The organism is Nocardioides sp. LMS-CY (assembly GCF_018732145.1).
Taxonomy (GTDB): Bacteria; Actinomycetota; Actinomycetes; order Propionibacteriales; family Nocardioidaceae; genus Nocardioides; species Nocardioides soli.
Map to the genome: position 1 here is coordinate 2,474,637 of NZ_CP076104.1, position 26,234 is coordinate 2,500,870.

Annotated in this window: 21 protein-coding genes; 15 read left to right on the forward strand and 6 right to left on the reverse strand. The window is 73.5% G+C overall.

Annotation, left to right across the window (positions count from 1 at the left end; all coding sequences use genetic code 11):
- The first annotated feature begins 86 nt into the window (after positions 1 to 86).
- The 3 genes from KM427_RS11960 (at position 87) to KM427_RS11970 (ending at position 1,924) form a co-directional block, all read left to right on the forward strand.
- Positions 87 to 386 carry an MTH1187 family thiamine-binding protein gene (locus KM427_RS11960; protein ID WP_183594870.1) on the forward strand — a complete coding sequence of 100 codons (300 nt, stop codon included), beginning with the start codon at positions 87 to 89 and terminating at the stop codon, positions 384 to 386.
- A gap of 10 nt (positions 387 to 396) precedes the next feature.
- Positions 397 to 1,068 carry a thioredoxin-like domain-containing protein gene (locus KM427_RS11965; protein WP_215527314.1) on the forward strand — a complete coding sequence of 224 codons (672 nt, stop codon included), beginning with the start codon at positions 397 to 399 and terminating at the stop codon, positions 1,066 to 1,068.
- Positions 1,069 to 1,168: 100 nt separating this feature from the next.
- Entirely contained in the window at positions 1,169 to 1,924 is a 756-nt protein-coding gene (locus KM427_RS11970; protein ID WP_215527315.1) for a hypothetical protein, read from the forward strand.
- Here the strand turns inward: KM427_RS11970 and KM427_RS11975 are convergent.
- Positions 1,902 to 2,693: a GNAT family N-acetyltransferase gene (locus tag KM427_RS11975; protein ID WP_215527316.1), complete on the reverse strand. Its 792-nt coding sequence runs from the start codon at positions 2,691 to 2,693 to the stop codon at positions 1,902 to 1,904. The two genes, KM427_RS11970 and KM427_RS11975, sit on opposite strands and share 23 nt — an antisense overlap.
- Positions 2,694 to 2,741: 48 nt before the next feature.
- On the opposite strand from KM427_RS11975, the gene KM427_RS11980 reads away from it, so the two are divergent.
- From KM427_RS11980 to KM427_RS11990, 3 genes are all read left to right on the forward strand, one after another.
- Positions 2,742 to 3,149 carry a YjbQ family protein gene (locus tag KM427_RS11980; RefSeq protein WP_183594873.1) on the forward strand — a complete coding sequence of 136 codons (408 nt, stop codon included), beginning with the start codon at positions 2,742 to 2,744 and terminating at the stop codon, positions 3,147 to 3,149.
- Positions 3,146 to 3,943, forward strand: a complete 798-nt coding sequence (locus tag KM427_RS11985; RefSeq protein ID WP_215527317.1) for an inositol monophosphatase family protein — start codon at positions 3,146 to 3,148, stop codon at positions 3,941 to 3,943. Before KM427_RS11980 ends, KM427_RS11985 begins: the two co-directional genes overlap by 4 nt.
- A gap of 99 nt (positions 3,944 to 4,042) precedes the next feature.
- Positions 4,043 to 4,459 carry a hypothetical protein gene (locus KM427_RS11990; protein WP_215527318.1) on the forward strand — a complete coding sequence of 139 codons (417 nt, stop codon included), beginning with the start codon at positions 4,043 to 4,045 and terminating at the stop codon, positions 4,457 to 4,459.
- Between the two features lie 30 nt (positions 4,460 to 4,489).
- On the opposite strand, the gene KM427_RS11995 is transcribed toward KM427_RS11990, so the two are convergent.
- The 3 genes from KM427_RS11995 to KM427_RS12005 all read right to left on the reverse strand — a co-directional run bounded on the left by KM427_RS11995 (position 4,490) and on the right by KM427_RS12005 (position 7,669).
- Positions 4,490 to 5,782 carry a FlgD immunoglobulin-like domain containing protein gene (locus KM427_RS11995; RefSeq protein WP_215527319.1) on the reverse strand — a complete coding sequence of 431 codons (1,293 nt, stop codon included), beginning with the start codon at positions 5,780 to 5,782 and terminating at the stop codon, positions 4,490 to 4,492.
- Between the two features lie 190 nt (positions 5,783 to 5,972).
- Positions 5,973 to 6,971 carry an S-adenosylmethionine:tRNA ribosyltransferase-isomerase gene (locus KM427_RS12000; protein WP_215527320.1) on the reverse strand — a complete coding sequence of 333 codons (999 nt, stop codon included), beginning with the start codon at positions 6,969 to 6,971 and terminating at the stop codon, positions 5,973 to 5,975.
- Positions 6,968 to 7,669: an SDR family NAD(P)-dependent oxidoreductase gene (locus KM427_RS12005; RefSeq protein WP_183594878.1), complete on the reverse strand. Its 702-nt coding sequence runs from the start codon at positions 7,667 to 7,669 to the stop codon at positions 6,968 to 6,970. The genes KM427_RS12000 and KM427_RS12005 overlap by 4 nt, the downstream gene beginning before the upstream one ends.
- Positions 7,670 to 7,845: 176 nt before the next feature.
- Between KM427_RS12005 and KM427_RS12010 the strand changes: the two genes are divergently transcribed.
- The 4 genes from KM427_RS12010 to KM427_RS12025 all read left to right on the forward strand — a co-directional run bounded on the left by KM427_RS12010 (position 7,846) and on the right by KM427_RS12025 (position 14,155).
- Positions 7,846 to 9,459, forward strand: coding sequence for a peroxidase family protein (locus KM427_RS12010; RefSeq protein WP_215527321.1), 1,614 nt, complete (start codon positions 7,846 to 7,848; stop codon positions 9,457 to 9,459).
- Positions 9,460 to 9,538: 79 nt separating this feature from the next.
- Complete coding sequence (locus tag KM427_RS12015; RefSeq protein WP_215527322.1) at positions 9,539 to 12,610, forward strand: FtsX-like permease family protein; 3,072 nt, start codon at positions 9,539 to 9,541, stop codon at positions 12,608 to 12,610.
- Positions 12,607 to 13,479 carry an ABC transporter ATP-binding protein gene (locus KM427_RS12020; protein WP_252275305.1) on the forward strand — a complete coding sequence of 291 codons (873 nt, stop codon included), beginning with the start codon at positions 12,607 to 12,609 and terminating at the stop codon, positions 13,477 to 13,479. Before KM427_RS12015 ends, KM427_RS12020 begins: the two co-directional genes overlap by 4 nt.
- Positions 13,472 to 14,155, forward strand: coding sequence for an ABC transporter ATP-binding protein (locus tag KM427_RS12025; RefSeq protein ID WP_215527323.1), 684 nt, complete (start codon positions 13,472 to 13,474; stop codon positions 14,153 to 14,155). The genes KM427_RS12020 and KM427_RS12025 overlap by 8 nt, the downstream gene beginning before the upstream one ends.
- Positions 14,156 to 14,170: 15 nt before the next feature.
- On the opposite strand, the gene KM427_RS12030 is transcribed toward KM427_RS12025, so the two are convergent.
- Positions 14,171 to 14,536, reverse strand: coding sequence for a hypothetical protein (locus tag KM427_RS12030; protein ID WP_183594882.1), 366 nt, complete (start codon positions 14,534 to 14,536; stop codon positions 14,171 to 14,173).
- Positions 14,537 to 14,711: 175 nt separating this feature from the next.
- Between KM427_RS12030 and KM427_RS12035 the strand changes: the two genes are divergently transcribed.
- Together KM427_RS12035 and KM427_RS12040 are read left to right on the forward strand one after the other, a co-directional pair.
- Entirely contained in the window at positions 14,712 to 16,853 is a 2,142-nt protein-coding gene (locus tag KM427_RS12035) for an MMPL family transporter (RefSeq protein ID WP_215527324.1), read from the forward strand.
- Between the two features lies 1 nt (position 16,854).
- Positions 16,855 to 17,580: a hemerythrin domain-containing protein gene (locus KM427_RS12040; RefSeq protein WP_215527325.1), complete on the forward strand. Its 726-nt coding sequence runs from the start codon at positions 16,855 to 16,857 to the stop codon at positions 17,578 to 17,580.
- Between the two features lie 385 nt (positions 17,581 to 17,965).
- Here the strand turns inward: KM427_RS12040 and KM427_RS12045 are convergent, their stop codons facing one another.
- Positions 17,966 to 21,358 (reverse strand): ATP-binding protein, encoded by a 3,393-nt coding sequence (locus KM427_RS12045; protein ID WP_215527326.1) that lies wholly within the window; start codon positions 21,356 to 21,358, stop codon positions 17,966 to 17,968.
- A 157-nt stretch (positions 21,359 to 21,515) separates the two neighbouring features.
- On the opposite strand from KM427_RS12045, the gene dxs reads away from it, so the two are divergent.
- From dxs to KM427_RS12060, 3 genes are read left to right on the forward strand one after another with little or no spacing between them, the layout of a single operon-like run.
- Entirely contained in the window at positions 21,516 to 23,438 is a 1,923-nt protein-coding gene (gene dxs / locus KM427_RS12050; RefSeq protein ID WP_215527327.1) for a 1-deoxy-D-xylulose-5-phosphate synthase, read from the forward strand.
- Between the two features lie 16 nt (positions 23,439 to 23,454).
- Complete coding sequence (locus KM427_RS12055) at positions 23,455 to 24,654, forward strand: hypothetical protein (protein WP_215527328.1); 1,200 nt, start codon at positions 23,455 to 23,457, stop codon at positions 24,652 to 24,654.
- Between the two features lie 48 nt (positions 24,655 to 24,702).
- A complete protein-coding gene (locus KM427_RS12060) occupies positions 24,703 to 26,208 on the forward strand; it encodes an amino acid permease (RefSeq protein WP_183594888.1) in 1,506 nt (501 codons plus the stop codon).
- Positions 26,209 to 26,234 lie beyond the last annotated feature (26 nt).

The following is a 26,234-nucleotide window of genomic DNA, read 5'->3' on the forward strand; positions in this document are numbered from 1 at the left end:
TCGAGGAGTACGTCGCCGCGCGGCGGGCGGCGCTGACGCGGGCACCGGTATGGTCCGCTCGTCGGAGTGCTGGCTACCGTTGCCGCATGATCGTCGCGTTCAGCATCTCTCCGACCACCGGTGACGAGACCGGCAGCGTGTCCGCGGCCGTGGCCGCGGCGGTACGGGTCGTCAAGGAGTCCGGGCTGCCCTACGAGCTGAACTCGATGTTCACCAACGTCGAGGGCGAGTGGGACGAGGTGATGGCGGTCGTGAAGCAGGCGGTCGACGTCGTCGCCGAGGTGTCCCCGCGGGTGGGGCTGGTACTCAAGGCCGACATCCGGCCGGGCTGGGAGGGGCAGCTGACCGCGAAGGTCGAGCGGGTCGAGCGGCTGCTCGGGGACTGACCGCCGCCCGATGAGCGACCTGCCGCCACCGCCGGCGTACCCGCCCCCGCTCGGCCCGCCGCCGGCGGGCCCGCCCGCGACGTTCCTGGTGTCGTCGGCACCCACGCCGCCGCGCCCCGCGCGCGGTCCGGTGATCGCGCTCGCGGTGATCGGGGTGGCGATCGTGGCCTGCCTGGCGGTGGCGGTGCCGATGCTCCTCGTCGAGGACCCCACGCCCGCCGACCTGAGTGCGGTGCGGGCCTACGACGACCTGCCGGTGGAGCACACCGCCGACGACGTCGACTACCCGCAGAGCCCGCCGGTCGGCGGGCGGCACGACCCGACCTGGCTCGACTGCGGCGTCTACGACGAGCCGGTGCGCGAGGAGAACGCCGTGCACGACTTGGAGCATGGCTCGGTGTGGATCTCCTACGACCCCGACCTCGATGCCGGCGACGTCGCGACGCTCGCCGAGCGGCTGCCGCAGAACGGCCTCCTCGCGCCGTACCCCGGCCTCTCCGCCCCGGTCGTGGTGACCGTCTGGGGTCGGCAGCTGGAGCTCGAGGGTGCGGACGACCCGCGGCTGGAGCTGTTCGTGCGCCGGTACGGCGGCGGGGAGACCGCCCCGGAGCCCTTCGCGTCGTGCGCGGGCGGCGTGCGCGCTCCCGACGGCGGCGGCTCCGGGTCGGGCGCCGACGTCTGAGGCGACCCGGCGCTCCGACGAGCCTGCCCGAAACTCCTGCGGAGGTGGCGTTCGAGCCCCTAGCGTCCGAGGGTTCCCTGTTCCCGGACGAAAGAAGCACATGAACCGATCAACCAAGGTCAGCCTGTCCGTCCTCACCGCCGCTGCGATCTTCGTCGGCGGCACCACGACCGGCGCCGTCGCCGGACGGCTGATCACCGGCGACGACATCGCCAAGCACGCGGTCGCCAGCCGCCACCTCGCACCGGAGAGCGTCGGACCGAACAAGCTCAAGGCCGGCCTGCTCGACGAGATCCGGTCGGGCCAGGACGGCACCCCGGGCACGGACGGAACGGCCGGCCCGGCGGGTCCCGCCGGCAAGGACGGCGCGCCCGGCGCGAAGGGCGACAAGGGCGACAAGGGCGACAAGGGCGACCCCGGCGACTCCCTGGTGACCGCCTGGTCGAGGATCACCGACGACTCCACCCCGGGCGCCGACAACGGCCTCGGCGCCTGGCTGGTGCCGATCGTCGCCAACAGCGGTGGCGGCGACACCGAGACCACGATCCTCAGGTTCGGCCTCCCCGAGGGCACGTACGTCGTCGACGTCACCGCGCAGTTCTTCCTGGGCGACCCGTTCAGCGAGGACTACGGCGTGGTCACGCTCTACCAGGACGCCGACAACATCCCCGGCACCATCTGGACCGGGAACCTCCCCGGTACGGCGGAGGCCGCGCAGACGAGCGGCGGGCACGTCGTCACGGTGCCGCCGGGCGGCAGCACCATCGACGTCGTCGCCTCCATCCGCGGCGACCAGGACGGCGCTGCCGGCGCGCAGGCCATCATCACGAAGGTCAACCCTCCACAGCTGGGGTGAGCTGAGCGGTCAGCTGCACCTCGGCGTCGGTGAAGCCGACGGAGCGGTAGACCCGGATCGCGAGGTACTCGGGGTCGGCGACCATCACCAGGGTCGCCGCCCCGAGTTCCTCGAAGCCGTACCGGCTGACCCGGTGTACCAGGGTCCCGGCCAGGCCACGCCCGCGGGCCTCGGGGTGGGTCTTGACCTGCTGGAAGCGCGCCAGGCCGGGGCTGGCCGAGAACAGCCCCATCGAGGCCAGCAGCCGGTCGCCGACGAAGGCGCCCCACCACGCGCCGATGCCGCGCTCGCTCAGGGTCCGCTCGGCCGCGGTCTTCGCGACGACGAACTCCTGACCGCTCTCCTCGTGCTCGCCGGCGATCCCGAGCTCGAGCTGCTGTCGCCAGTCGTCGTGGCCGGAGAGCGGCCGATAGGTCGCCTCGCGGTTGGGCCGCGGCGGCTCGTGCACCGACGTCGCCGTCATCACCGAGGATGCGTCGACCTCCAGCCCTGCCAGCCGGAACGGCTCGAGGTCGTCGAGGCCGCCGGCGCCGCCGTCGACGCCGAACGCCAGGTGCCGGGACCGCGGGTACGTCGAGCGGAACCGGTCGACCCACGCGGGCAGCTCCTCGGTCGTCGGCGGGCGGGGGAGCAGCAGGAAGTTGCCCCAGTAGTACGTCGGGTTGTCAGGCGTACGCACCGCGAGGAACGAGCCGTGGTCATCGACCTCGCTTCCCGCCAGTCGCAGCAGCGCGAGATCGGTCCGGAAGGCCAGGGAGCGCACGTCCATGGCGCGACGCTATCCGCCCGTGACCCGGGCCGTGACACCATCGGCACCGTGGACAGCGAGACCCGCAGCTACCGGACCGGATCCGACGAGGTCGTGCTCGACCTGACCGAGGACTGTCGGGAGTTCCTGTCCGGCCGCGGCGACGGGCTGCTCAACGTCTTCGTCCCGCACGCCACGGCGGGCATCGCGGTCATCGAGACCGGTGCCGGCAGCGACGACGACCTGCTCACCGCGCTGGGCGACCTGCTGCCCGCGGACGACCGGTGGCGGCACCGGCACGGCAGTCGCGGGCACGGGCGCTCGCACGTGATGCCCGCGATCGTCCCGCCGCACGCGACGATCCCCGTCGTCGGCGGCCGGATGGCGCTCGGCACCTGGCAGAGCGTGTGCCTGGTCGACCTGAACGTCGACAACTCCGAGCGCGAGGTGCGGTACTCGTTCCTCGGTGGCGCGTGAGTCCTCGTCCGGGACCCGACGCCGAGGTCGCCCTGGCGGCGGCGTCGGCCGGTGCGGCCGTCGTCCGGGCCAGGTACGGATCCCCGCAGGAGCGCTTCGCCAAGACCGCCACCGACTTCGCCACGGCGACCGACATCGAGGCGGAGCAGGCGATCCTCGCGGTGCTCCGCGACGCGCGACCCCACGACGCGCTCCTGGGCGAGGAGAGCGGGCGCACCGGAGCGGTGCGGGCCGACCGCACCTGGCTGGTCGACCCGCTGTGCGGCACCCTCAACTTCGCGGCCACCACACCGTTGGTCGCCGTGAACGTCGCGCTGCGTGACGGCGCGTCTGTCGTGGCCGCCGCCGCGGCGGATCCCCTGGCCGGCGAGGCGTTCTGGACCGACGGCGGCGGTGCCTGGCTGCGCCGCGGCTTCGACGACACCCGGCTCGAGCCATCGCCGGTCAGCGCCCTCGTCGACGTCAACCTCGACGCGGTCCACCCCGACCCCGATCGCTTCCGTCCCGCCGAGCTGCTCGGCCATCCGGACTTCCGCGCCCGGTTCGGCGGTCGGGTGCTGTCGACGACGCTCGCCCTGGCCTGGGTCGCGGCGGGCCGGCGCGCGGCGTACGTCACCGACGGCCACTTCGTCGACAACGTGCACTTCGCCGCCGGCATCGCGCTGTGCCGGGCCGTGGGGTGCGTGGTGACGGACCTGCGCGGCGCGGAGGTCGACTCCGCCGGCGGTAGCGGGCTGCTCGCCGCCGCGGACCGGGAGACGCACGCGGCGCTGCAGACGCTCATCGGGTCGTAGGGATCGCGCCGTCCCGCGACCGGCCGCTGGAACTCGCGGGCTGCCCGCGGCGTCCTATCGGTCCGGCGAGAGGCACGAACAGGTCGGGAGGGCGGCGTCGTGGGGGATCGGACCACGTCGCTCGTCGGGACGGCGCTGCTGGCACTCCTCGCGGCGGGTGGCGCCGATGCGCCAGAAGGGGCCGAGGCGGGCCCGGTCATCACCGTCGTCGAGGACTGGAACGCCTACCCGGCCGCCCAGGTCGTGGGGCAGCTGCGTGAGCGGGAGGGCTGCCTGTTGATCGGCGGGAGCGTCGTGTTCTGGCCGCAGGGCACCACGTGGGATGGCGCCGCGCGGGCCGTGGTGCAGGTCGACGGGTCGAGAGTCGTCGTCGGCGAGCGGTTCGACGGCGGCGGGGGCTGGTACGACCCGGCGACCGACTTCGCGGACCTGCTCGGCTCGTCCGAGGGGGCGCGGCGCGTGGCCACCTGTGTCGACGAGACGGCCGCCGAGAGCGTCGTGGCCGCCACGCCGTAGCGAAGCCCCGGCGCGGGTGGTCCGGGATCCTCAGCCGGTCGGCGGCGCCCAGTGCACGAGGTCGACGGTGAACGAGTCGACGTCGTACCCGCCCGCGGCGGAGCCGACGGTCCATCCGAACCGGCCCGTCTGCCCGATCCGGTCCGTCCGGAACCACTCCGACACGGTCGTCCCGTCGCCGGACGGTACGGCGCTCGAGACGGCGCCCGCCGGGTAGTAGTACGCGTTCGCCGTCGTGTCACCGGCCGATGCGGGACCGCCGGAGACGCTCAGCCGGATCCGGTCGACGACCGGGTCGAGCGGGGCGAACGGCAGCGTCGTCTCGAACCTGGCCAGGGCGGTCGGGCCGAAGCTGAGCCCGGTGCCGAAGCGGGTGCTCTGTCGCGCGACCGCGTGCGGTTCGCACTCGTAGTACCCGGGCGGGCACGAGTAACCGTTCTGGACGAGCAGATCGCTCGGGTCGTCGAACGTCTTGGACCAGTCCTGCCGGACCAGCGAACCGGCGGCCACCGTGATGTCCATGCTCTTCGAGACGCGGTGGCCGTAGTTGTCGGACCAGTCCGCGTGGACCGTGTACAGGCCGTTGGGGACCCGGGCGCCGGACGAGCTCGTGCCGTCCCACAGCAGGTGACCCGGGTACGTCTGCTGGCGGACCACGGCTCCGGCCGCATCGGTGATCGACAGGCGCGCTGTCGATCCCTCGGGGTCCCACCGGCCGCCGGGCAGCTCGTTCGTCGAGATCGAGATCTGGTCCTTGATCGCGGTCGTGTCGGGGTAGAGCGACCTGCGGCTGACCGTGATCGCCGGCGACTGGTCGTCTCGAAGATGGAACGTCGTATGCGAGTCCACGACCAACGAGATCGAGCCCGCCGGGCGCTTCTTCCCCAGCGGCCTCGCCTTCACCGCGATCTCGTAGGAGCCGTCCTCGACGACTCTGCCGTCGTCGTCGCGACCGCGCCACCACCAGGTTCGATCGCCGGCCTTCCGGGTCCCGACGTCGGCGCGGCGCACGACCTCCTTCGTCGCCACGCCGTCGTACGGACTGGCGTGCGAGTCCGAGGACATCGGGCGGATCACCACCGACACCCGGGCCTTGGCCCGCAGCCGGAACGGGACGCCGACCGCGTCCGCCGACCCGTCGCCGTCCGGCGAGAAGTAGCGGTACGGCGAGACCTTCTGCTCGGCGATGACCGGCTTGGGCCTCGGCTTCGCCGTGGGCCTGGCGGCTGTCGCCGGCGCCAGGCCCACGGATCCCGCCAGGACCGCGAGCGCGGCACCGACGACGACCAGGCGCGCACCTCGGCGCTCACGCAGCACGTTCATAGCCAGAGAAGCGTAGGGGCCGACCTGGGTGTTACGCCGCCGAATCGCCGGTCTGGACCGGAGCGGTGGTCGGCGGGTGGTTTCGAGGCTCAGGCCTGGCGGCCTTCGCACCTCAACCAGCGTGTCTACCGACGGTGGTTGAGGTGCGAGGCGCGCCAGCGCCGAGCCTCGAAACCACCGATCGCGCGGCTCAGGGGAGCAGCAGCATGCTGTCGCCGAACTCGTGCCACAGGTACGGCGGGGCGTCGAGGGTGGCGAGGTCGGCGTACCCGCGGTCGACCAGGCGGCGGCCGGCGACGGCCGCGAGGAGCTGGAGGTGCGAGGCCTCGGCCTCGTGGAGGCCGGTGAGCAGACCGTCGACGACGCGGGCCGGCCGAGACTCGTCGAGGACCAGGGAGGTCCAGCCGGCCGTGGGGATCACCCGGGCGTCGACGGTGGCGGCGGACTCGAGCGCGCGGACGACGGTGGTGCCGACGGCGACGACCCGGCGACCCGCGGCCCGGGTCGAGCCGACCAGGCGGGCGGTGGCGGGAGGCACGGCGTACTTCTCGGGCTGCGGCGGCTCGTGCTTCTCCTGGCTGGCCACGCCGGTGTGCAGCACCACCGGGGCGATCACGACCCCGGCGGCCATCAGCCGGACCAGCAGTCGCTCGGTCAGCGGCCGCCCGGCGCTGGGCATCTCGGCGCTGCCGGGGTGGGTGGCGTAGACGTTCTGGAGCGCGTCGAGCGGCCACGACCCGTGCACGTAGCGGTAGCGGATCGGGCGACCCCAGCGGTGCAGGTACGTCGCGCGGTCGACCGTCGGCGACGGGAGCGCCCGCCACAGCCGGGTCTGGCCGGCCGGGTGCGGCTCCTGCACCCGCAGCGTGAGCCCGCCGGGCAGCGTCAGGGCCTCGCCCGGCACCGGCATGGCCGGGCCGCTGTTGTCGGGCTGGCGCACCTCGACCACCCAGCTGCCGTCGTCGAGGCCGGCCGACACGTGCACCCCGAAGCCGTCGGCGTCCACCGCGGCCGGCAGGGTCGCGCTGGTGTTGACGACGAGCAGGTCGCCGGGGCGCAGGTGGTCGGTCAGCCGCGACGTGGTGGTGTGGCTGGTCCCGGCCGGGGTGACCACCGCGAGCCGGACGCCGTCGCGGGCGACACCGCGCGCCTCGGGCGGCACGGCAGCCTCGCGGATCGTCACGGTCATCCACGCACCCCCGTCACCGGCGCCAGGTCGGCGGCCCGGTAGCGCCCGCTCGGCAGCTCGCCCTCGACCAGCGCCATCAGGTGGGGTACGGCGGAGACGGGCTCGGGCCGGTCGGAGATGTCCTCGCCCGGGAACGCCGCCTGGTGCATCGCGGTGCGCAGGTCGCCGGGATCGGCGGCGTACACCCGGACCAGCGGCTCCTCGGCGGCGAGCACCCGCATCGCGTGGTCGAGCGCGGCCTTCGCCGACCCGTAGCCGCCCCAGGTCTCGTACGCCTCGACCGAGGCGTCGGAGGTGATGGACAGGATCCGGCCGCGGCGCCCGCGCAGCTGGGGGAGCAGGAGTCCCGCGAGGGCGACGGGGGCGACGACGTTCACCTCGAGGATGCGGGCGTACGTCGAGGGGTCGAGGTCGGCGAGGCGGGGGAGCGGGCTCGCGCCGAGGGTGCTCGCGTTGTTGACCAGCAGGTCGGCGCCGCCGAGGTCGGCGGCCGACGCGGCGAGCGCGCCACGGTGCCAGGAGTCGGTGACGTCGCCGGCGACCGTGAGGTGCGGGCCGCCGGGCAGGCCGGCGACCGCGGACTGGAGGCGGTCGGCGTCGCGCGCGTCGGCGACGACCGACCAGCCCGCGCCGGCCAGTCCGTGGGCGAGGGCGAGGCCGAGGCCCTGGGACGCGCCGGTGATGACGGCGACAGGCATGGTGGATCTCTCCTAGGAGTCGATGTCAGGAACTCGTCCCCACCAGGCTGCAAGTTGAAGTGAACTTAAAGTCAAGAGGATCGACGAGATTCCGGACGCATCGGCGGAGGAGGTGCCGCCGAACATGGCCAACCTGGGCGAGGCGGTCTGGCGGCTGCCCGTCCTAGCGTCGGACGATGAACACTCGGCACGGTTCAGAGACCTTCTTCATCGAGGGCGAGGGCGTGGTCAACACCCAGCTCGGCGGACGCCGGGGCGACCAGCCCGACCCGATCACGGAGCCGGACGCTCCACCGGCCCCAGCGGTGCGGCGCGCCGCCGCACCGCCGTTCCGCTTCTCGCGGGTGGGACCGCGCGGCCGAGTCGTCCCGGAGCAGCTCGCACTGACGCTGGCCAAGGCGATGACCAAGGGCGGCGGCGGCCACGGCGACGTGCCGGCCGGCTACACCTATCTCGGCCAGTTCATCGACCACGACCTGACGATGGACGCGACCGACGTCCGCCTGGGCGAGGACGTGACACCGGCCGAGCTGCTGCAGGGCCGCTCGCCGACGCTGGACCTCGACTCGCTGTACGGCGCCGGTCCGGCCGACGCGGGCTCGGCCGGGTTCTACGCGGAGGACGGCGTGCGGCTGAAGACCGGCGACACGATCCGGACCGGTCCGGACCGGGCGAAGGACGGTCACGACCTGCCCCGGGTCGGCACCGGGTCGCGCAAGGAGCGGCGTCGGGCGCTGATCCCCGATCCCCGCAACGACGAGAACCTGATCGTCGCCCAGACCCACCTGGCGATGATCCGCTTCCACAACCGCGTCGTCGACAAGCTGCCGGCCAGCGTCCCGCCGGCGCAGCGGTTCCGGCGGGCACGCAGGTCGGTGACGCTCCACTACCACTGGCTGATCAGGCACGACTACCTGCCGCGCATCGTCGACCCCGCCGTCGTGGAGGACGTCTTCGCCCACGGCCGCAGGCTCGTCGACCCGGCGGCGGCGCCCACCGAGATGCCGCGGATGCCGGTGGAGTTCTCGGTCGCCGCCTTCCGGCTGGGGCACAGCATGGTGCGACCGGTCTACGACTGGAACCGGCGGTTCCCTCAGGGCATCGGGTCCCTCGACTACATGTTCCAGTTCTCCGCGCTCGGCGGCGACCTCGGGGGCGAGGACCGCCTGCTCAGCAACTGGATCGCGGACTGGCGGCGGATGTACGACTTCCCGGCCGGCGGACACCCGCAGCTCGCCCCGCCCGACCAGGTCAACCGGGCCCAGCGCATCGACACACTGCTGACCGACCCGCTCGAGAACCTGCCGCCGAGCACCTTCGGCGGGAGCGCCGGGATCCCGTTCGACGACCGCCGGCGCAACCTGGCGTTCCGCAACCTGGTGCGCGGTTCGATGCTCAAGCTCGCCAGCGGCCAGCAGATGGTGGCCGCGCTGCGCGCGGCGGGGGTCTCGGTGCAGCCGCTGAGCCGGCGCCAGATCGTCCAGGGCAGCGGAGGAGCGAAGCTCGACGGCCTGACCGGCCGTCAGCAGGACGCGCTCGTCGAGCGCACGCCGCTGTGGTTCTACGTGCTGCGCGAGGCCGAGACCGGCGACGGGCGGATGCGCCGCGTCGGCGGTCGTCTCGTGGCCGAGACGTTCCACCGGGCGATGGAGGGCAGCCGCTTCTCGCTGCTGCGCAACCCGGACTTCCGCCCGGCTCACGGACGGGGCGACACCTTCGAGATGACCGACCTGCTCTTCTTCGCCTTCGCGGGCAGGGCGACCGGCATCAACCCCCTCGGCGGCGCCTGAGCGCCCCTGCGTGCCGCAACCGTCGATCGCCGTCCGTATGAGATGGTGGCTCGGTTTGGTGCACCACGGGGGTTGAGACGTGAGGCGTTGGCGCTACCGGCCGCTGCAGGCCGCTGCCGTCGTGGCGCTGGCTGCCCTGATGACCGCGTGCGCGGCGTTCGCGCCCCTGTACTACCGTGCGATGCAGCAGGCGCTCACCGAGATCACGATCGACAACGCACCGGTCCTCGACTCCAGCGTGCTGATCTCCGTGACGCCGTCGGACGAGTTCTCCTCCGCGCCGGTGCTGCCGCCCGAGGTGGTCGCGAACAAGCTCCCGGCCGAGGTCAGGTCGGACTTCCACGAGCCGATCCTGAGCTACAGCGGTCGCGCAGAAGTGCTGCCCGGCGAGCGCACCGATCCGGTGGGTGAGCTGGTCTGGCGCAGCGACCAGTGCGACCATCTCGAGTTCACCGCGGGCGCCTGTCCGACCGCGACCGGCGAGATCGCCGTCAGCCCGGCCGACGTCGACATCTTCGGGTTCGACGTCGGCGAGACGGTGCACGTGCCCGGGGCCGCGCAGCCTGACGGCCGCGCACCGGTGCTGGACCTGAAGGTCGTCGGCGTCTACCGCCAGGTGCCGTCGGACTACTGGTTCGGCCAGTCGATCACCGGTCGCTCCGGCGTGGTCTCGCTCGATCCGCCGCAGGTGATCCAGCACGACGTGTGGCTGACTCCGCGCGAGACGTTCGAGAGCGATGGCACCAGGCCCGACGCCCGTTCGTCGAGCGCCGGCTTCCTGATCGACCAGGTTGCCGTGGGGGTCGACCAGCTGCTCGAGCTCGGCCCGGTCATCGACGACCTGGCGCACGCCGAGCCGGAGCTCGGGGTCACGCCCGCGAACGTGGTCTCCGGTCTGCCCGGCCTCGCCGACGACGTGCAGGGCCAGATCGATCAGTCCCGGGTGACGGTCCCGCTGCTGATGGCCCAGCTGTGCCTGCTCGCGGTCGTCGTGCTCTGGCTCGTGCTGCTGGCGATCACCGAGCAGCGCCGGCCCGAGGTGGCGCTCGCCCGGCTCCGTGGTCGTGGGCGGCGGGGCGCACGCTGGCTGCTGCTGGCCGAGCTGTTGCCGATCACGTTGCTCGCGCTGGTGCCGGGTGCCGTGCTCGCCGTGCTCGCCAACTGGTTCGCCCGCCGCGTGCTGCTGCCGGGGAGTGTGCCGTTTGAGCTCGGCTGGCCGTTTCTCGCCGCGCTCGTGCTCGCCGGGATCGTGCTCGCGGGCGTGACCGCGATGGCCGTCAGCCGGGTCGCTCGCGAGCCCGTGGAGCGGCTGCTGCGCCGGGTGCCGCCGCGCACTGCAGGCTGGGCACTCGGGGCGACGGAGGCCGTGATCATCGCCGGCGCCGGCGGCATCGTCGTCGTGTTCGCGACCGGGGGGCTCGACGGACCGATCGCGCTGGCCGCGCCCGGCCTGCTCGCCATCGTGGTCGGCCTCGTGCTCGCCCACCTCACGACGCCGACCGCCGCCCTCCTCGGCCGACGCCGGCTGCGTCGGGGAACGGTGCGCGCAGGGGTCAGCCTGCTCGACGCGGCGCGGAGCCCGGCGACCCGGCGCATCATCGCGATCGTCACCCTCGCCTCGGCGCTTGCGGTCTTCTCCGCCGACGCCCTGGTCGTCGGTGGGCGGAACCGGGTGACTGCTGCCCAGCAGGAGGCGGGCGCCGCCCGCGTCGTCGAGGTCCGCGGGAACGAGCTGGCCCAGTTGCGTGCGGCCATCGACGAGGTGGACCCCGACGGGCAGCAGCTGACGCCGGTGGTGCGCGTGCTGCCGCCCGGTGAACAGGCGATCGGGACGCTGGCGGTGGTGGCGTCGTCCTTCCGCGACATCGCGCTCTTCCCCGGCGGCACGGCGTCCGAGGCCGTGTGGGGCAAGCTCACCCCGCCGGACGTGGAGCCGATCGACCTGGTCGCCGACGAGCTGAGCCTCGATGTCGATGACTCGACGCTCGTCTCCCATCGGACCGACGGCGAGTCGCATCCGGTGACCATCGGCCTGGACCTGGTCAACCGGCGGGGCGAGACCCTGCACACCACCTTCGGGGTGCTGCCGGAAGGGCCGGCCGATCACCGCAGGTTCACCCAGCGGGTCAGCTGCACGGAGGGCTGTCACGTCACGGGAGTCTGGGCCAGCACGTTGCCGAGCGCATCGCTCGAAGGCGCTGTGACCCTGCGCAACCTCACCCAGCGACCGTCGGGGGAGGTCGTGCCACTCGGGCCTGCCGACGAGTGGACGCCGTACGACGTGCGCGAGGACGGCACGGTCACGCCGTCCTCGAACACTCCCGACGACCTCACCGTCACCTTCGACGGCCGGGGCGCGACCCCGATGACCATGCAGCAGCGCTGGCTCCCGACCATCGTCCCAGCGCTGGTGGCGGGTCCGCTGCCGCCGAGCGCGGTGGGCAACCGCTTTCAGCTGGCCGGGCTCGACGGCGAGCTCCAGCAGGCCGCGCAGGTCGGCACGTTGCCCCGGGTGCCGGCGTCGCCCGCGAACACGTTCGTCGCCGACCTGGACTCCCTGCAGCGCGGCCACTCGGTGCTCGCGACCGATCAGCTCGAGATCTGGTTCGCCGACGACGACCCGGCGCTGCTCGACCGCGTGCGTACCGCGCTTGATGAGCAGGGGCTGGCGATCTCCTCGACCACCACGCTCGCCGACGTACGCCGTGGCTACGACGCCTCGGCCGCGGCCTGGAGCCTCCAGCTCGCGGCCGTGGTCGGTGGGGTGGCCCTGCTGATCGCACTGCTCGTGCTGGTGGTCAGCGCCGTCAGCGGGTGGCGCTTCCGCACCCGTGACTTCGCGGCCCTGCGGATGAGCGGCGTCCCGCGAGCCTCGATCCGGGCGATGGCGGTCGCGGCCCAGCTCCCCGCCGTGCTGGTCGGCGTCGTCGCCGGTGGCATCTCGGGTGTGGTGGGTGCTCAGCTGGCGATGCCGATCGTGCCGCTCTTCGCCACCGCGCCCGAGGTCTCGACGCTCGACCTCGACACCGCCTGGTGGGCGGTACTGGTCGCGGTGCTCGCCGCGCTCGCGGTGCTGGGGACCGGCAGCGTGCTCATCGGCCGGGCCCTGGCGGCGCGGTCGGAGCTGCGACGACTGCGGGAGACGCTGTGACCGATCTGGGGACCGCTCGTGCCACCGCCACCGGGCTGCGGGTCAGCACCCAGCGCCTGGTGCACATCTACCGCTCCGAGGGCCACGAGGTGGCCGCGCTGTCCGGCGTCGACCTCGAGGTGGGCGCGGGGGAGATGGTCGGCCTTCTCGGGCCGTCCGGCGCGGGGAAGTCGACGCTGCTCAGCCTGCTGGCGGGCGTGTTCCGGCCCAGTGCCGGCAAGGTGTTCGTGGGGCCGGTCGAGCTGTCCGCGGCCCGCGACCGCCAGCTCGACGAGCTGCGCGCACTCGAGGTCTCCCTGATGCTCCAGGGCGCGGGCCGCAACCTGCTGCCGTACTTCACGCCGCTCGAGAACGTCCGCTTCGCCCAAGGGGTGGCGCGTCAGTCCGGAAAAGACCTGCCCGAACCCGAGGAGGTGCTCGCCGGCGTCGGCCTGGTCGCCGAGGCGGAGCGGCCGCTGTCCGAGCTCAGCCCCGGCCACCTCCAGCTGGCCGCGCTCGCGGTCGCGATGGCGCCGCGGCCGGGGCTGCTGCTCGCCGACGAGCCGACCAGCCAGCTCGAGCATCGCGCCCGCGACCTCGTCCTCGAGCGGATGGCCGCCCTCAACCGGGAGCTCGGCACCACGGTGGTGCTGGTCACCCACGACCCGGACGTCGCGGCGTTCCTGCCGCGCACGATCACGATCCGCGACGGCCGCGTGGGCGGGGAGGGCCGCAGCGGCGAGGAGTACGCCGTGGTCACGCCCGACGGCTTCCTGCCGCTCCCGCTGCACGTCCGCGACGAGCTGCTGCCGGGCACGCTCGTGCGGTTCCACCTGCTCGAGGACGGGAGCTACACGCTGCTCCGGGAGGAGGGTGGGACCGATGCATGAGCTGGTGGCCCGAGGTCTCGAGGTCCGCTACGGCGCCGGCGAGGCCCAGATCGTCGCGCTGCGCGACGTCGACCTGATGGTGCAGCCCGGCCAGCTGCTGGCCGTCACCGGCCCGTCCGGCGCCGGCAAGTCCACGCTGCTGTGGGCGCTGGCCGGCGCGGTGCCGCCGAGCGAGGGCACGGTCGGCCTCGCGGGCACCGGGCTGACCGACCGGACCCAGGCCGCCGTCCTGGGCGTGGCGATCGTGCCGCAGGGCAACGGGCTGGCGTCCTCGCTGACGGCGGCCGAGAACGTCGTCGTCCCGCTGCTCACCGCTGGGGTGGCGGCCGACGAGGCCTTCCGTCGTACCGCCAGCGCGCTCGCCCTGGTCGGCCTCGAGGAGAGCGGCAACCACCTGATCGAGGAGCTCTCCGGCGGTCAGCAGCAGCGGGTCGCGCTGGCGCGGGCCTTCGCCGCGCAGGCGACCGTGCTGCTCGCCGACGAGCCCACGAGCGACCTCGACGCCGCCAACCGTGAGCGGGTCATGTCGGCGCTGCGCGCCGAGGCGCAGCGCGGCGCCGTCGTCGTGATGGCCACCCACGACCCGGAGGCCGCGGAGCAGACCGACGGTGAGCTGCATCTCGACGAGGGCGTCGCGACCTGGCGACGTCCGCTCGGGCAGCCGGTGCGCCGCTGACGGGCACGTCCGTCACTACGAGGCGGGAGCCTCCGCCACGGGGTCCGTACACTCCAGCACCGGGTCGTCCCGGTCGGACAGGTCGACCTCGCAGGACTGCGGCCGGCCGTCGATGACCCAGATGGGGGAGTCACCGAGCGGCGCGCTCCACTCCGTGATCTCGAAGTCGTACTTCGCCTCGATCGCCTGCCGGGTCGACTCCTGCTGGTCGCGAGAGACCTGCCCGATCAGCGGGTAGGACAGCAGCGTCGCCACGGCGGCCAGCACCAGCAGCAGTACCCCGATGCGACTCCGGTGCAGCGCGAAGGCGCCCACGCTGAGCGCGAGGAGCAGGAAGCCGGCCACGATCGTGGACAGCAGCTGGATCTCGGTCTGGGTCATCGGGAGAAACCGTACCCAGCCGCGTGCCGCGAGCCGCCGCCGACCCGCCAGCCGCCGCCAGCCACCGCCAGCCACCGCGCCTCAAGCCAGCTCCCAGCCGGTCCCAAGTGGTCGGGGTCAGAGTCCTGCCACCAGATCAGCTCGACCTCGGTCCATCTCTGACGGGAGCACCACCGTGTCTCGCATCCTCTACCGCCTCGGCCACCACACCGCGGCGCACCCCTGGCGGACGATCTTCGCCTGGCTCGCCGTGGTCATGGTGGCCTTCGGGCTCGCGAACGCCGTCGGCGGCACCACCCGGGACGACTACGACATCCCCGACGCCCGTGCCCAGGCCGGCATCGAGCAGCTGCGTGCCCACCTCCCCGACGGCGGCGGCGCGTCGGCGCAGGTCGTCGTCCATGACCGCGAGGGCGATCCGCTGTCGGCCGCGGACCTGGATGGGCTCGTCCAGCGGCTCGGCGCCCTCGACCACGTCAGCTCGGTGAGCCCGCCCCGGCTCTCCGCGGACACCGCGACCGCCCTGGTGACCGTGTCCTACGACGTACCGGTGACCGACCCCGACGTCGTGGGCACGAACGGCTACCAGCCGCTCGAGGACGCCGTGGCGCCGCTGCGCGACGCCGGGCTCCAGGCGGAGCTGGGTGGCGAGCTCCCCGGCGGCGCCGAGTCCCAGATGAAGGGCACCGGCGAGCTCGCCGGCGTGCTCGCGGCACTCGCCCTCCTGGTGATCGCCTTCGGCTCGGTCGTGGCCGCCGGCCTTCCGCTGCTGGTGGCACTGATGGGCCTCGCCGTCGGCTCGGCGGGCGTGACCCTCCTCGCCGCGACGATGGACGTCTCGACCGCCGCGCCCACGGTGGCCACGATGGTCGGCCTCGGCGTGGGCATCGACTACGCGCTGCTGATCGTCACCCGTCACGTGGAGTTCCTCGGCCAGGGCCATGACAGGCGGGAGGCGGCCGGACGCGCGCTGGAGACCGCCGGGCGCGCGGTCGTGTTCGCCTCGTTGACCGTCCTCATCTCGCTCCTGGGGCTCCGGCTCGGCGGGCTCCCGGTCTACTCGACGTTCGGTTACGCCACCGCGATCGCCGTCGTCTCGGTGCTCGCCGCCGCGCTCACCCTCGTGCCGGCGCTGTGCGGGCTGGCCGGCCGTCGCCTGATGCCCCGGCGCGCCCGGACGGCCGAGGGGGCCGGCGCGCTCCGCGTGCAGCGGACGCCGCTCACCGCCCGCTGGGCGGCGCGCGTCGTCCGGCGCCCGGTCGCCTTCGGGCTGGCCGCGCTGGTGTTCCTGCTGTTCCTGGCCGCGCCCGTGCTCGGCATGCGCACCTGGCCGCAGGACGGCAGCAGCGCGAGCCCGGAGACCTCCCAGCGCAAGGCGTACGACCTGATCGACACCGAGTTCGGCCCCGGCGCGAACGGGCCGTTCACCGTCGTCGTCGACGCCACCCGGGCCGACCCGCAGGCGATCGCCGACCGGGTCGCCGGGCATCCCGGCATCGCGGGCGTCACGACGCCGATGCTGACCCCCGACGGCGCGCTCGGCGTCTTCGACGCCGAGCCGTCGACCGGGCCCGCCGACGAGCGCACCTCCGAGCTGGTCACGGCGCTGCGCGCCGACCTGCCCGAGGGCGTCGAGGTCACCGGCACCACCCCGCTCTTCGCGGACATCTCCGGGATGCTGTCGGAGCGGCTGTGGCTGGTCGTCGGGTTCGTGGTCTCCGTGTCGGTGCTGCTGCTGGCGATGATGTTCCGCTCGGTCGTGGTCCCGGTGAAGGCGGCCGTGATGAACCTGCTGTCGATCACCGCGTCGTACGGCGTCCTCACCGCGGTCTTCCAGTGGGGCTGGGGCGGCAGCCTGCTCGGCATCGACCACGCGGTCGCGGTGTCGAGCTGGATCCCGATCCTGAACTTCGCGATCCTCTTCGGGCTCTCGATGGACTACGAGGTCTTCCTGCTCTCCCGGATCCGGGAGTTCTGGCTGCGCACCGGTGACGCCACGGCCAGCGTCGAGCGCGGCCTGGCCGCCACCGGCCGGGTGATCTCGTCGGCCGCGGCGATCATGGTCGTGGTGTTCCTCGGCTTCTCGACCGAGGCCGACACGGTCGTCAAGCAGCTCGGCTTCGGCATGGCGGTGGCGATCGTGCTGGACGCCACCGTCGTCCGGATGGTGCTGGTGCCGGCCACGATGACGCTGCTCGGCCGCTGGAACTGGTGGCTGCCGGCCTGGCTCGACCGCCTGCTGCCCACCATCGAGGCAGAGCGGCATGGCGCCGACGAGCCGCGGACCGAGCGTGAGCCCGACAGGGTCGGTGCCTGAGATGGCGACGACCAGCCCGACCTGGCCGCGGCAGCTGCGGCTGCCCGGCCAGGTCGCGGCCCCGGACGGACCGATCGACATGCAGATGATGTACGTCATGCACCACGCCTTCCGGCGCGACCTGGACCTGTTCGTCGCCGCGGTCCGCACCACCCCGGTCGGCGAGCGCGCGACCTGGGGGCTGCTCGCGCACCGGTGGGAGCTCTTCGCCGAGGTCCTGCACGAGCACCACACCGTCGAGGACGTCGGAGTCTGGCCGGCGCTCGAGCGTCTCGGTACGCCGGAGGACGCCGCCGTGCTCGCGGCGATGGAGGCCGAGCACGACGAGATCGACCCGCTGCTCGAGGGCTGCGGCACCGGCTTCCGGCGCCTCGCCCACGGAACCGCTCGGCGGTCCGCGGAGGACACCCGCGCCGCCCTCGCGGTCCGGGTGAGCGCCGCCCGCGAGTCCCTGCGCCGGCACCTGGCGCACGAGGAGACCGAGGCGATCGCGATCATCCAGCGGCTGCTGACGGTCGCGGACTTCGCCCGCATCGAGCAGGAGGCCGGCCCCGACCTCGGCCTCGCCAAGGTGGCCCGGATCGTCCCCTGGGCGGCGTACGGCGTCCCGCGCGAGGCCCTCGACCGGATCTTCGCGCAGCCGGGCGGACGTGGCACCCGGATGATCTGGCGGTGCACCCGGCGCCGCTTCGCCCGGGTGCATGCCCGCACCTTCCGCTACGTGTGAGCGGTGTGGTCGAGGAGAGGCGCACCTGCCCGTGGTGGGGATCCCGGTGGTTGAGGAAGGCGCGCGCACGGTGGTTGAGGAAGGCGTGCTGGCGCCTGGGACGTGGCGGTGGTTGAGGAAGGCGCGCTAGCGCCTGTCTCGAAACCACCTGGTCCGGGTCGGGGGAGTGTCGGCACTGGGTCGCGTTCGTGGTGGTTTCGAGACGGTTGCTAGCGCAACCTCCTCAACCATCGTCCTCGTCGGGCACGGCGGCTGAGGAGGTTGCGCCTACGGTGGTTGAGGAAGGCGCGCTGGCGCCTGTCTCGAAACCACCAGTCCGACCGCCGGACTCTTCGGCGGCCAGCAGGTGAAACCCGCAGCCCCGCACGACCCGGCCGCGGCGGACTCAGATGCCCAGCCGCTCCCGCTCCCGTAGGCACCAGTCACGGGCGAGTGGCACCCGCCACTGCTCGCACAGCTCGACGGCCCGCTCGGCGTGCCGGGTGGCGAGGTCGTCCTGGCCGGTCGTGTGCGCGGCCATCGCCAGGAACATGTCGATCGGCCCGATCGTGCTGCCGGACCCCGCGCTCGCGGTCTGGCCGGCGAGGCCCGCCAACAGCTCGTACGCCGTGGCAGCGAGCTCGAGGTCGCCCAGGTAGCAGGCGGTCTCGGCGGCCATGCTCCAGGCCATGGGGGAGTACCAGGTGTCGGCGTCGACGGCGCGATCGAGGTGCTCGCGGTGGGTGATCAGGCAGGCGCGGGCGTCGTCGAGCCGACCGGTGCGGCACAGCATGGTCAGCAGCGGTGGCGTCGTGGGGACGAAGCCGTCGACCGGCAGCGTCTCGAGCACGGCGAGCACGTCGGCCTCGCCGCCCTGCCACAGCGACTGCATCATCAGGGCGCCGGCGATCGACTCGGCGGTGCCGGGGATGCTGACGACCTGGGCGAGGTCGTCCAGCTCGCCCAACAGCGTCGCGACCTCGTCGAACCGGCCGCGCATCGCCGCCCACGAGACCGCGAGGGAGCCGAGGAACAGCTGGGCGTAGACGTGCCGGATCCGGTCCGCCTGCGCCCGGCCCTCGACCAGGCACTCCTCGAGCGCGGCCACGTCGCCCAGCTCGCCCGCGGCCTCGGCCCGCAGGGCGAGCGCGGAGACGAGCCCCACGGCGTCGCCGAGCTGGCGGGCCAGCTGGGTGGCCTCGGTGGTCATGTCGAGGCGCTGCCCGGCGTTGGCACCCCGCCAGGTCGCGATCGTGGACCTGATCAGGGAGTTGAGCACGAGGGCCGGGTCGTCGAGGCGCCGCGCCATCGCGACCGCCTCCTCCGCGAGCGCCTCGCGCTCCTGCGGCGTCGAGCCGTAGTAGGTCTCCCCGGCCAGCGAGAGCATCACCCGGCAGCGGCGCGGGTCGTCGCCCTCGGGCAGCCGGTCGAGCGCGCGCCGCAGCGAGTCGACGACGATGTCGTCGACCTCGCCACCGCCGGGCGTCCACAGCGCGCCGGTGCTGGTCATCGCGCCGGCCCGGATCAGCAGGTCCAGGTCCCCGGCCTCGTCGGCCACCTCGATCGCCTCGTGGGCGACCTCGCGCAGCTCCAGCCAGCGGCCCGCGCGCCGGAGCACGTCGGCGAGGTCGGCGAGCACCTCGAACCGGTCCGCGGGGGTCGAGGCCGGGTCCTCGTCCTGGGAGCTCAGGGCGTACTCGAGCATCTCCAGCGCCTCGACGTAGGCGTAGACCGCCGTCGCGGAGCGGGCCGCGGCCTGAGCGGCCGGCCAGGCCCTCGCCAGATGCCGCGGTCCGGCGGCCAGCCAGTGCCGGGCGACCTCGGTCTCGCGCCCGGGGCGGTCGCCGAGCGCCTCGGCGGCGCGGACGTGCACGCGGGCCCGGCGCGACTGCGGCAGCCCGCTGAGCACCGTGTCGCGGACCAGGGCGTGGTTGAACCGGAACCGGTCCACCCCGTCCTCGGCGACCAGTCCGGCCGCGATCGCCGGGTCGAGCCGGTCCAGGGTGTCGTCCTCGTCGACGCGCGCGACCTCCGCGAGCGTGGACAGGTCGAAGATCCGGCCCAGCACGCTCGCGGTCCGGAGCAGGTCCTGCGTGGCGTCCTCGAGCGTCGCCAGGCGGCGCGACAGCACCTCGTGCACGGCGGCCGGCGGCCGGCCGTCGGCCACCAGCGCGGCGAGGTCGCCGTCCTTGGCGAGCCGGGCGTACTCCACGAGGAAGAACGGGTTGCCCTCCGTACGCCGCCGCAGCGTGTCGGCGTCGGCGTCGGTGGGCTCGGCCTCGGCGACCTGCGCGAAGACCTGCGCGGTCGCCTCGGCGGAGATCCCGCGCAGCTGCAGCCGCAGCGCGTGCTTGCGGGCCAGCGCCTCCGCCACCTCGGCCAGGGCGCCGGTCGGTACCGGGTGCTCGCGCCAGGTCGACACCACGAGCAGTCGGGCCGGGCTCTCCTGCGCGACCGCCTCGGTGAGCAGCCGGAGCACCCGCAGGCTGGAGGTGTCGGCCCAGTGCAGGTCGTCGAGCACGAGCAGCAGCGGTGCTCGCTCGGCGGTGTCGAGCACGGTCTGCACGATGCTCTCCCAGGCTCGGAACGCCGCGGCCTGGTCGTCGTCGTCCGCGGCCGACGGAAGCTGCGAGCCGAGCCGCTCGAGCACGGTCGCCCACGGCCACAGCGCGGGCGCGCCGTCGTCCTGCGAGCAGCGGCCCCAGGCGATCGTGACGCCCTGCTCCGCGGCGTACGTCGCGAGCTCGATCGCCAGCCGGCTCTTGCCGATGCCGGGCTCGCCGGTGAGCGCGACGAACGCCGGGGAGGATCCGGCGGCGGCGACCACCTGGTCGACCAGCCCGGTCAGGGCGGCGAGCTCCTCGTCGCGCCCGGCCAGCGACCACGGCCACAGCGCCGGGAACGGCAGTGGAGCGTGCGTCTCGACGCCGGCCGGGGGAGGGGGCGGGACCACGGCGACGTCCCCGGCGGGAGCCGGCGCGGCGGTCGCGATCTGCTCCTGGCGCAGCACCGCGGTCTGCACGGCGCGCAGCTCGGGCCCCGGCTCGAGCCCCAGCTCCTCGTCGAGCAGGTCGCGCACCTCCCGCAGCACGGCCAGGGCGTCGGCCTGCCGCCCCGACCCGGCGAGCGCGAGCGCGCGCAGCGCCCAGGCCCGCTCGCGCAGCTGGTGGACGCGGGTCAGCGCGTCCAGCTCGGCGGCGACGGTCGCGTGCAGGCCGAGCAGGACGCCGACGGCCGCCCGGTCCTCGCTGGCCAGCACCCGCAGCTCCTCGAGCCGGGCCCGCTCGGCGGCGGCCGCGGGCACATCACCGAGCTCGGCGAACGGGACGCCGCGCCACAACCCCAGCGCCCGGTCGAGCGAGTCGTGGAGGGCGGCCAGGCCGCCGGCGTCGGGCGATCCCGGTGGCAGGGCGCGGCCCCGGCACAGCGCGTCGGCGAGAGGGGCGACGAGCGTGTGGGCCGACGACACGGCCGCCTCGAAGTCGGCGGTGTCGAGGTCGTCATCGGGCAACCGGAGCGCGTACCCGGGCTGTTCGGTGACCAGGAGGGTCGCGGCGGCACGCGTGGTCCGGTCCGGCTCGAGCGCACGGCGGAGCCCGGCGACGTACCCCTGCAGCGTCCCGGACACGCCCGGCGGAGGAGACCCGTCCCACACCAGGTCGGCGAGCGTGTCGGCGGACACCGCGCGGCCCCGGTGCAGCGCGAGCGCGGCGAGCAGCGCACGCTGCTTGGGGCCGCCCAGGCTGACCGGGCCCGACGGGCCGGTGGCCACGGTCGTGCCGAGGACGCCGATCCGCATGGCGGCAGGATAGGGCCGCCGGGGCCGGGGCGTACGTCGATCCCGCGCGGCATACCGCAACTCCGGGAGAGCCGGCCGCCCGGGCGGAGCCGCTGCGGTGCCACGCCCACCGCGGCGATCGTGGCCGCCGAGCGGCGGCCACGTAGACTCGCCCGCTATGGGAGTACTCGACTCGATCACGTCGCCACGCGACCTGCGCGGCCTCGACGACGCCCAGCTCGACACGCTCGCCACCGAGATCCGAGACTTCCTGATCGCCACCTGCGCCCGCACCGGCGGCCACATCGGCCCCAACCTCGGTGTGGTGGAGCTGACGATGGCGCTGCACCGGGTCTTCGACTCCCCGAGCGACCGGATCGTCTTCGACACCGGCCACCAGGCCTACGTGCACAAGCTGCTCACGGGGCGCAAGGCCGGCTTCGAGGGGCTGCGCCAGGAGGGTGGCGTCAGCGGCTATCCCAGCCAGGCCGAGTCCGACCACGACATCGTCGAGAACTCCCACGCCTCGACCGCGCTCAGCTACGCCGACGGGCTCGCCAAGGCCTACACGGTCCGGGGCGAGGACCGGCACGTGGTCGCGGTGATCGGTGACGGAGCCCTCACCGGCGGCATGGCCTGGGAGGCGCTGAACAACATCGCCGTGGCCCGCACCAGCCGGCTGGTGATCGTCGTCAACGACAACGGCCGCTCCTACACGCCGACGATCGGCGGCCTGGCCAACGCGCTCACCGCGCTGCGCACCAACCCGCGCTACGAGAACGTCCTCGACCTGGTCAAGCGGCGCCTGAACGCCGTGCCGGGCGTCGGACCCGCGGCGTACGACGCCCTGCATGCGATGAAGAAGGGGCTCAAGGACGCGCTGGCGCCGCAGGGCCTCTTCGAGGACCTGGGACTCAAGTACGTCGGCCCCGTCGACGGCCACGACCGGGTGGCGATGGAGCAGGTGCTGGCGCAGGCCAAGCGGTTCAACGCGCCGGTGATCGTGCACGCGATCACCCGGAAGGGCTACGGCTACGATCCGGCCGAGCGGCACGAGGCCGACCAGTTCCACGGGCCCGGCCCCTTCGACGTGCAGACCGGGGCGGAGAAGCCCAAGGGCCTGATCTGGACCGACCACTTCTCCGACGCGATCGTCGAGATCGGCCAGCGTCGTCCCGACGTGGTCGCCATCACCGCCGCGATGATGCACCCCGTGGGGCTCGACAAGTTCCAGGCGCGGTTCCCCGACCGCACCTTCGACGTGGGCATCGCCGAGCAGCACGCCGCCACCTCGGCGGCGGGCCTGGCGCTCGGTGGCCTGCACCCGGTGTTCGCCGTGTACGGCACCTTCCTCAACCGCGCCTTCGACCAGGTGCTCATGGACGTCGCGCTGCACAGGTGCGGCGTCACCTTCGTCCTGGACCGGTCCGGCGTGACCGGCGACGACGGGGCGAGCCACAACGGCATGTGGGACATGTCGATCCTCCAGGTGGTGCCCGGGCTGCGGCTCGCGGCGCCGCGCGACGCGACCCGGCTGCGCGAACTGGTCAACGAGGCCGTCGAGGTCGACGACGCCCCGACCGTGGTGCGCTACCCGAAGGGCCCGCCGCCCGAGGACATCGAGGCCGTCGGCCGGGCCGGCGGCTGCGACGTGCTGGTGCGCAACGGCACCAAGGACGTCCTCGTCGTCGCGGTCGGCTCGATGGCGACCGTGGCCGTGGGCGTGGCCGACCGGCTGATCGCCCAGGGCATCGGCGTCACCGTCGTCGACCCGCGCTGGGTGAAGCCCGTCGATCCCGCGATCATCGAGCTCGCCCGCGAGCACCGGCTCGTGGTCAGCATCGAGGACAACGGCGAGACCGGCGGCTGCGGTGCGGTGCTGCTGCAGACCCTCAACGCCGCCGGCGTGCACACGCCGTTCCGTCTGCACGGCATCCCGCAGGAGTTCCTGAGCCACGCCAAGCGTGCCGCGATCCTCGAGCGGATCGGACTCACCCCGCAGGCGATCGCCCTGTCCATCGTCGAGGAGATGGGCATCGTGGAAGACATGACCTCGCTCTCCGACGGTCGTTCTCCCCTCGATGTCGGGCACACGACGTAGCCATCGCCCGATCGCGATGCCGCTGGTCCGGGGGCTGCTGGCCCTGGGGCTGGCGGGCATCGCCCTCGTCGGCTGCGCCGACGACCACCCGCCGCAGCCCGCGCCCGCACCGGCCGCCGACGTCGCCGCGGCGGTCGAGCACGCGCTGCAGGCCCGGGCCGCGGCCGTGCGCCGGGCCCGTCCGGAGGCCTTCGAGCGGACCCTGGGCGGCGGCGCCCGGTTCCTGGAGCAGCAGCGCGTCTGGTACGCCAACCTGACCCAGCTCCCGCTCGAGCGGTTCGGCTACCGATTCGACCCGGCGAGCCTGGTGCGCGACGGCGACGGCTACTGGGCGATCGTCGACGAGGTGCTCCAGCTCGACGGGTACGACGCGGAGCCCGTCATCACGTCCGACCGGTTCCGCTTCGCCCCGGCCGCCGGTGGGCGCGGCCGGCTGCGGCTGGTGTCGGTGACCGACCGGGCCTGGGAGGCGGCGCACCGGGTACAGCCGCAGCCGTGGGACCTCGGCCCGGTCGAGGTGCGGGCCGGCTTCGGCGTGCTCGGCATCTTCGACGCCGGATCGGTCGCGACCGCCGGCTCGCTGCTCACCTCCGTCGAGGCCGGCATCGCCGACGTGTCCGTGCTGGTGCCCCACGAGTGGTCCAGGTCCGTGGTCGTCTACGCGCTGTCGGACCCGACGTTCATGGCCGGCCTGGAGGACGTCCCCGGCGACGACCCGGAGCAGCTCGACGCGGTGTCGTTCCCGGTGGGTGCGGGCACCAGGTTCGTGCTCAACCCGCGCATCGTCGACCGGGCCGGCCCCGGCAGGGACCGGCTGGTGCGCCACGAGCTCACCCACGTCGCGATCGGCACCGCCGACGACCTTGCGCCGATCTGGGTCTCGGAGGGGCTCGCGGAGTGGGTCTCGGTGCAGTCGCTGCCGCCCGAGGACCGACGCATCCCCGACGCCGCCGTGGCCGCGGCCGAGGAGGGCGTCCCCGACCTGCCGGACGACGGGTCCTTCAACGACGAGGACTCCCAGGCCCACTACGGCTTGGCGTGGTGGGCGATCGAGTACGTCGCCGACTCCTACGGCGAGCAGGCGCCCTGGCTGCTGCTCGACGCGCTCGGGGCGGAGGGGGCCGATACCGAGCAGGTGTTGCGCGATCAGTGGGGCACCACGACGGGGGAGCTCGCCGAGCAGGCGGAGAGGCTGATCCTCGCGACCTACCGCTGACCCGGCGGGCCTGGTTTCGGCCGGCGCACCGGAGGACAGTGTCAGGACATGAACCTGTTCCGCACCAAGTCGATCGAGCGGTCCATCGCCGACACCGACGATCCGGACCACAGGCTCCGGAAGGACCTCGGCGCCGCCGACCTCGTCGTGTTCGGCGTCGGCGTCATCATCGGCGCCGGCATCTTCGTGCTCACCGGCACCGTGGCCGCCTCCAACTCCGGCCCCGCCCTGGCGCTGAGCTTCCTGATCGCCGCCGTGGCGTGTGGTCTTGCGGGCCTGTGCTACGCCGAGTTCGCCTCGACGGTGCCGGTCGCCGGCTCGGCGTACACCTTCAGCTACGCCACGCTCGGCGAGCTGATCGCGTGGGTGATCGGCTGGGACCTGGTGCTGGAGTTCACGATCGGCTCCGCGGCGCTGTCGGTCAGCTTCTCCGGGTACCTCCAGGAGCTGCTCGACGGGACGGCCTTCGAGCTGCCGACGGCGCTGTCGTCGGCCTCCGAGGGCGTCATCGACCTGCCCGCCGTGGTCGTCGCGCTCGTCGTGATGGGCCTGCTCATCCGCGGCACGAAGTTCTCGAGCCGGGTCAACCAGGTCGTGGTGGCCATCAAGATCGCCGTGGTGGTGACCGTCATCGTCGTCGGGATCGCCTACGTCGACCCGTCGAACTGGGTGCCGTTCATCCCCGAGTCCCAACCGGTCCCCGAGGGCGAGGGCGGTTTCAGACAGCTGCCGCTGATCACCTCGCTCTTCGGCATCGAGCCGGCCGTCTACGGCTTCGCGGGCGTGGTCGCCGGCGCGGCCATCGTGTTCTTCGCCTTCATCGGCTTCGACATCGTGGCCACCACGGCCGAGGAGGCGCGCAACCCGCAGCGCGACGTGCCGATCGGCATCCTCGGGTCGCTCGCGATCGTGACGCTGCTGTACGCCGCGGTCAGCCTGGTCGTCACCGGCATCCAGCCCTACACCGAGATCGATCCGGACGACGCCGCCCCGCTCGCCACGGCGTTCGACGCCGCCGGCGTGGAGTGGATGGGCAACCTGATCTCGATCGGCGCGTGCATCGGACTGGTGGTGGTCGCGATGATCCTGATGCTCGGGCAGTGCCGGGTCGCGTTCGCAATGGGCCGCGACGGGCTGCTGCCGCGCTGGATCTCGAAGGTGCACCCGACCTACGGCACGCCGTACCGGATCACCCTGATCACCGGTTGCGTGGTCGCCGCGATCGCCGGCTTCGTCGACCTGACGACGCTCGCGAACCTGGTGAACATCGGCACCCTCTTCGCCTTCATCCTGGTCAGCATCGCGGTCGTCGTGCTCCGCCGCACCCGGCCCGACCTCCCGCGCGCCTTCCGGACGCCGATCGTGCCGGTGGTCGCGGGCCTGTCGGTGCTGATGTGCCTCTACCTGATGCTCAACCTGACCGGCGAGACCTGGGAGCGGTTCGTGATCTGGATGCTGATCGGGTTCGTCGTCTACTTCGCCTACGGGCGCCGGCATTCGCGGCTGAACGAGGAGAGCGAGACCGCCGAGGCCGTCGAACCGGAGTCCCGCTGACGCAGCCTGTCCGAGGCGGTGGTTTC

What these genes read in the sequence shown, in the direction of transcription:
- KM427_RS11975 (WP_215527316.1), bottom strand. Translation starts at nt 2,693, where the DNA reads ATGGACGTGCGCTCCCTGGCCTTCCGGACCGATCTCGCGCTGCTGCGA.
- KM427_RS12040 (WP_215527325.1), top strand. Translation starts at nt 16,855, where the DNA reads ATGGCGACGACCAGCCCGACCTGGCCGCGGCAGCTGCGGCTGCCCGGC.
- dxs (WP_215527327.1), top strand. Translation starts at nt 21,516, where the DNA reads ATGGGAGTACTCGACTCGATCACGTCGCCACGCGACCTGCGCGGCCTC.
- KM427_RS11970 (WP_215527315.1), top strand. Translation starts at nt 1,169, where the DNA reads ATGAACCGATCAACCAAGGTCAGCCTGTCCGTCCTCACCGCCGCTGCG.
- KM427_RS12055 (WP_215527328.1), top strand. Translation starts at nt 23,455, where the DNA reads ATGCCGCTGGTCCGGGGGCTGCTGGCCCTGGGGCTGGCGGGCATCGCC.
- KM427_RS12000 (WP_215527320.1), bottom strand. Translation starts at nt 6,971, where the DNA reads ATGACCGTGACGATCCGCGAGGCTGCCGTGCCGCCCGAGGCGCGCGGT.
- KM427_RS11965 (WP_215527314.1), top strand. Translation starts at nt 397, where the DNA reads ATGAGCGACCTGCCGCCACCGCCGGCGTACCCGCCCCCGCTCGGCCCG.
- KM427_RS11995 (WP_215527319.1), bottom strand. Translation starts at nt 5,782, where the DNA reads ATGAACGTGCTGCGTGAGCGCCGAGGTGCGCGCCTGGTCGTCGTCGGT.
- KM427_RS12010 (WP_215527321.1), top strand. Translation starts at nt 7,846, where the DNA reads ATGAACACTCGGCACGGTTCAGAGACCTTCTTCATCGAGGGCGAGGGC.
- KM427_RS12045 (WP_215527326.1), bottom strand. Translation starts at nt 21,358, where the DNA reads ATGCGGATCGGCGTCCTCGGCACGACCGTGGCCACCGGCCCGTCGGGC.
- KM427_RS12030 (WP_183594882.1), bottom strand. Translation starts at nt 14,536, where the DNA reads ATGACCCAGACCGAGATCCAGCTGCTGTCCACGATCGTGGCCGGCTTC.
- KM427_RS12005 (WP_183594878.1), bottom strand. Translation starts at nt 7,669, where the DNA reads ATGCCTGTCGCCGTCATCACCGGCGCGTCCCAGGGCCTCGGCCTCGCC.
- KM427_RS12025 (WP_215527323.1), top strand. Translation starts at nt 13,472, where the DNA reads ATGCATGAGCTGGTGGCCCGAGGTCTCGAGGTCCGCTACGGCGCCGGC.
- KM427_RS12060 (WP_183594888.1), top strand. Translation starts at nt 24,703, where the DNA reads ATGAACCTGTTCCGCACCAAGTCGATCGAGCGGTCCATCGCCGACACC.
- KM427_RS11960 (WP_183594870.1), top strand. Translation starts at nt 87, where the DNA reads ATGATCGTCGCGTTCAGCATCTCTCCGACCACCGGTGACGAGACCGGC.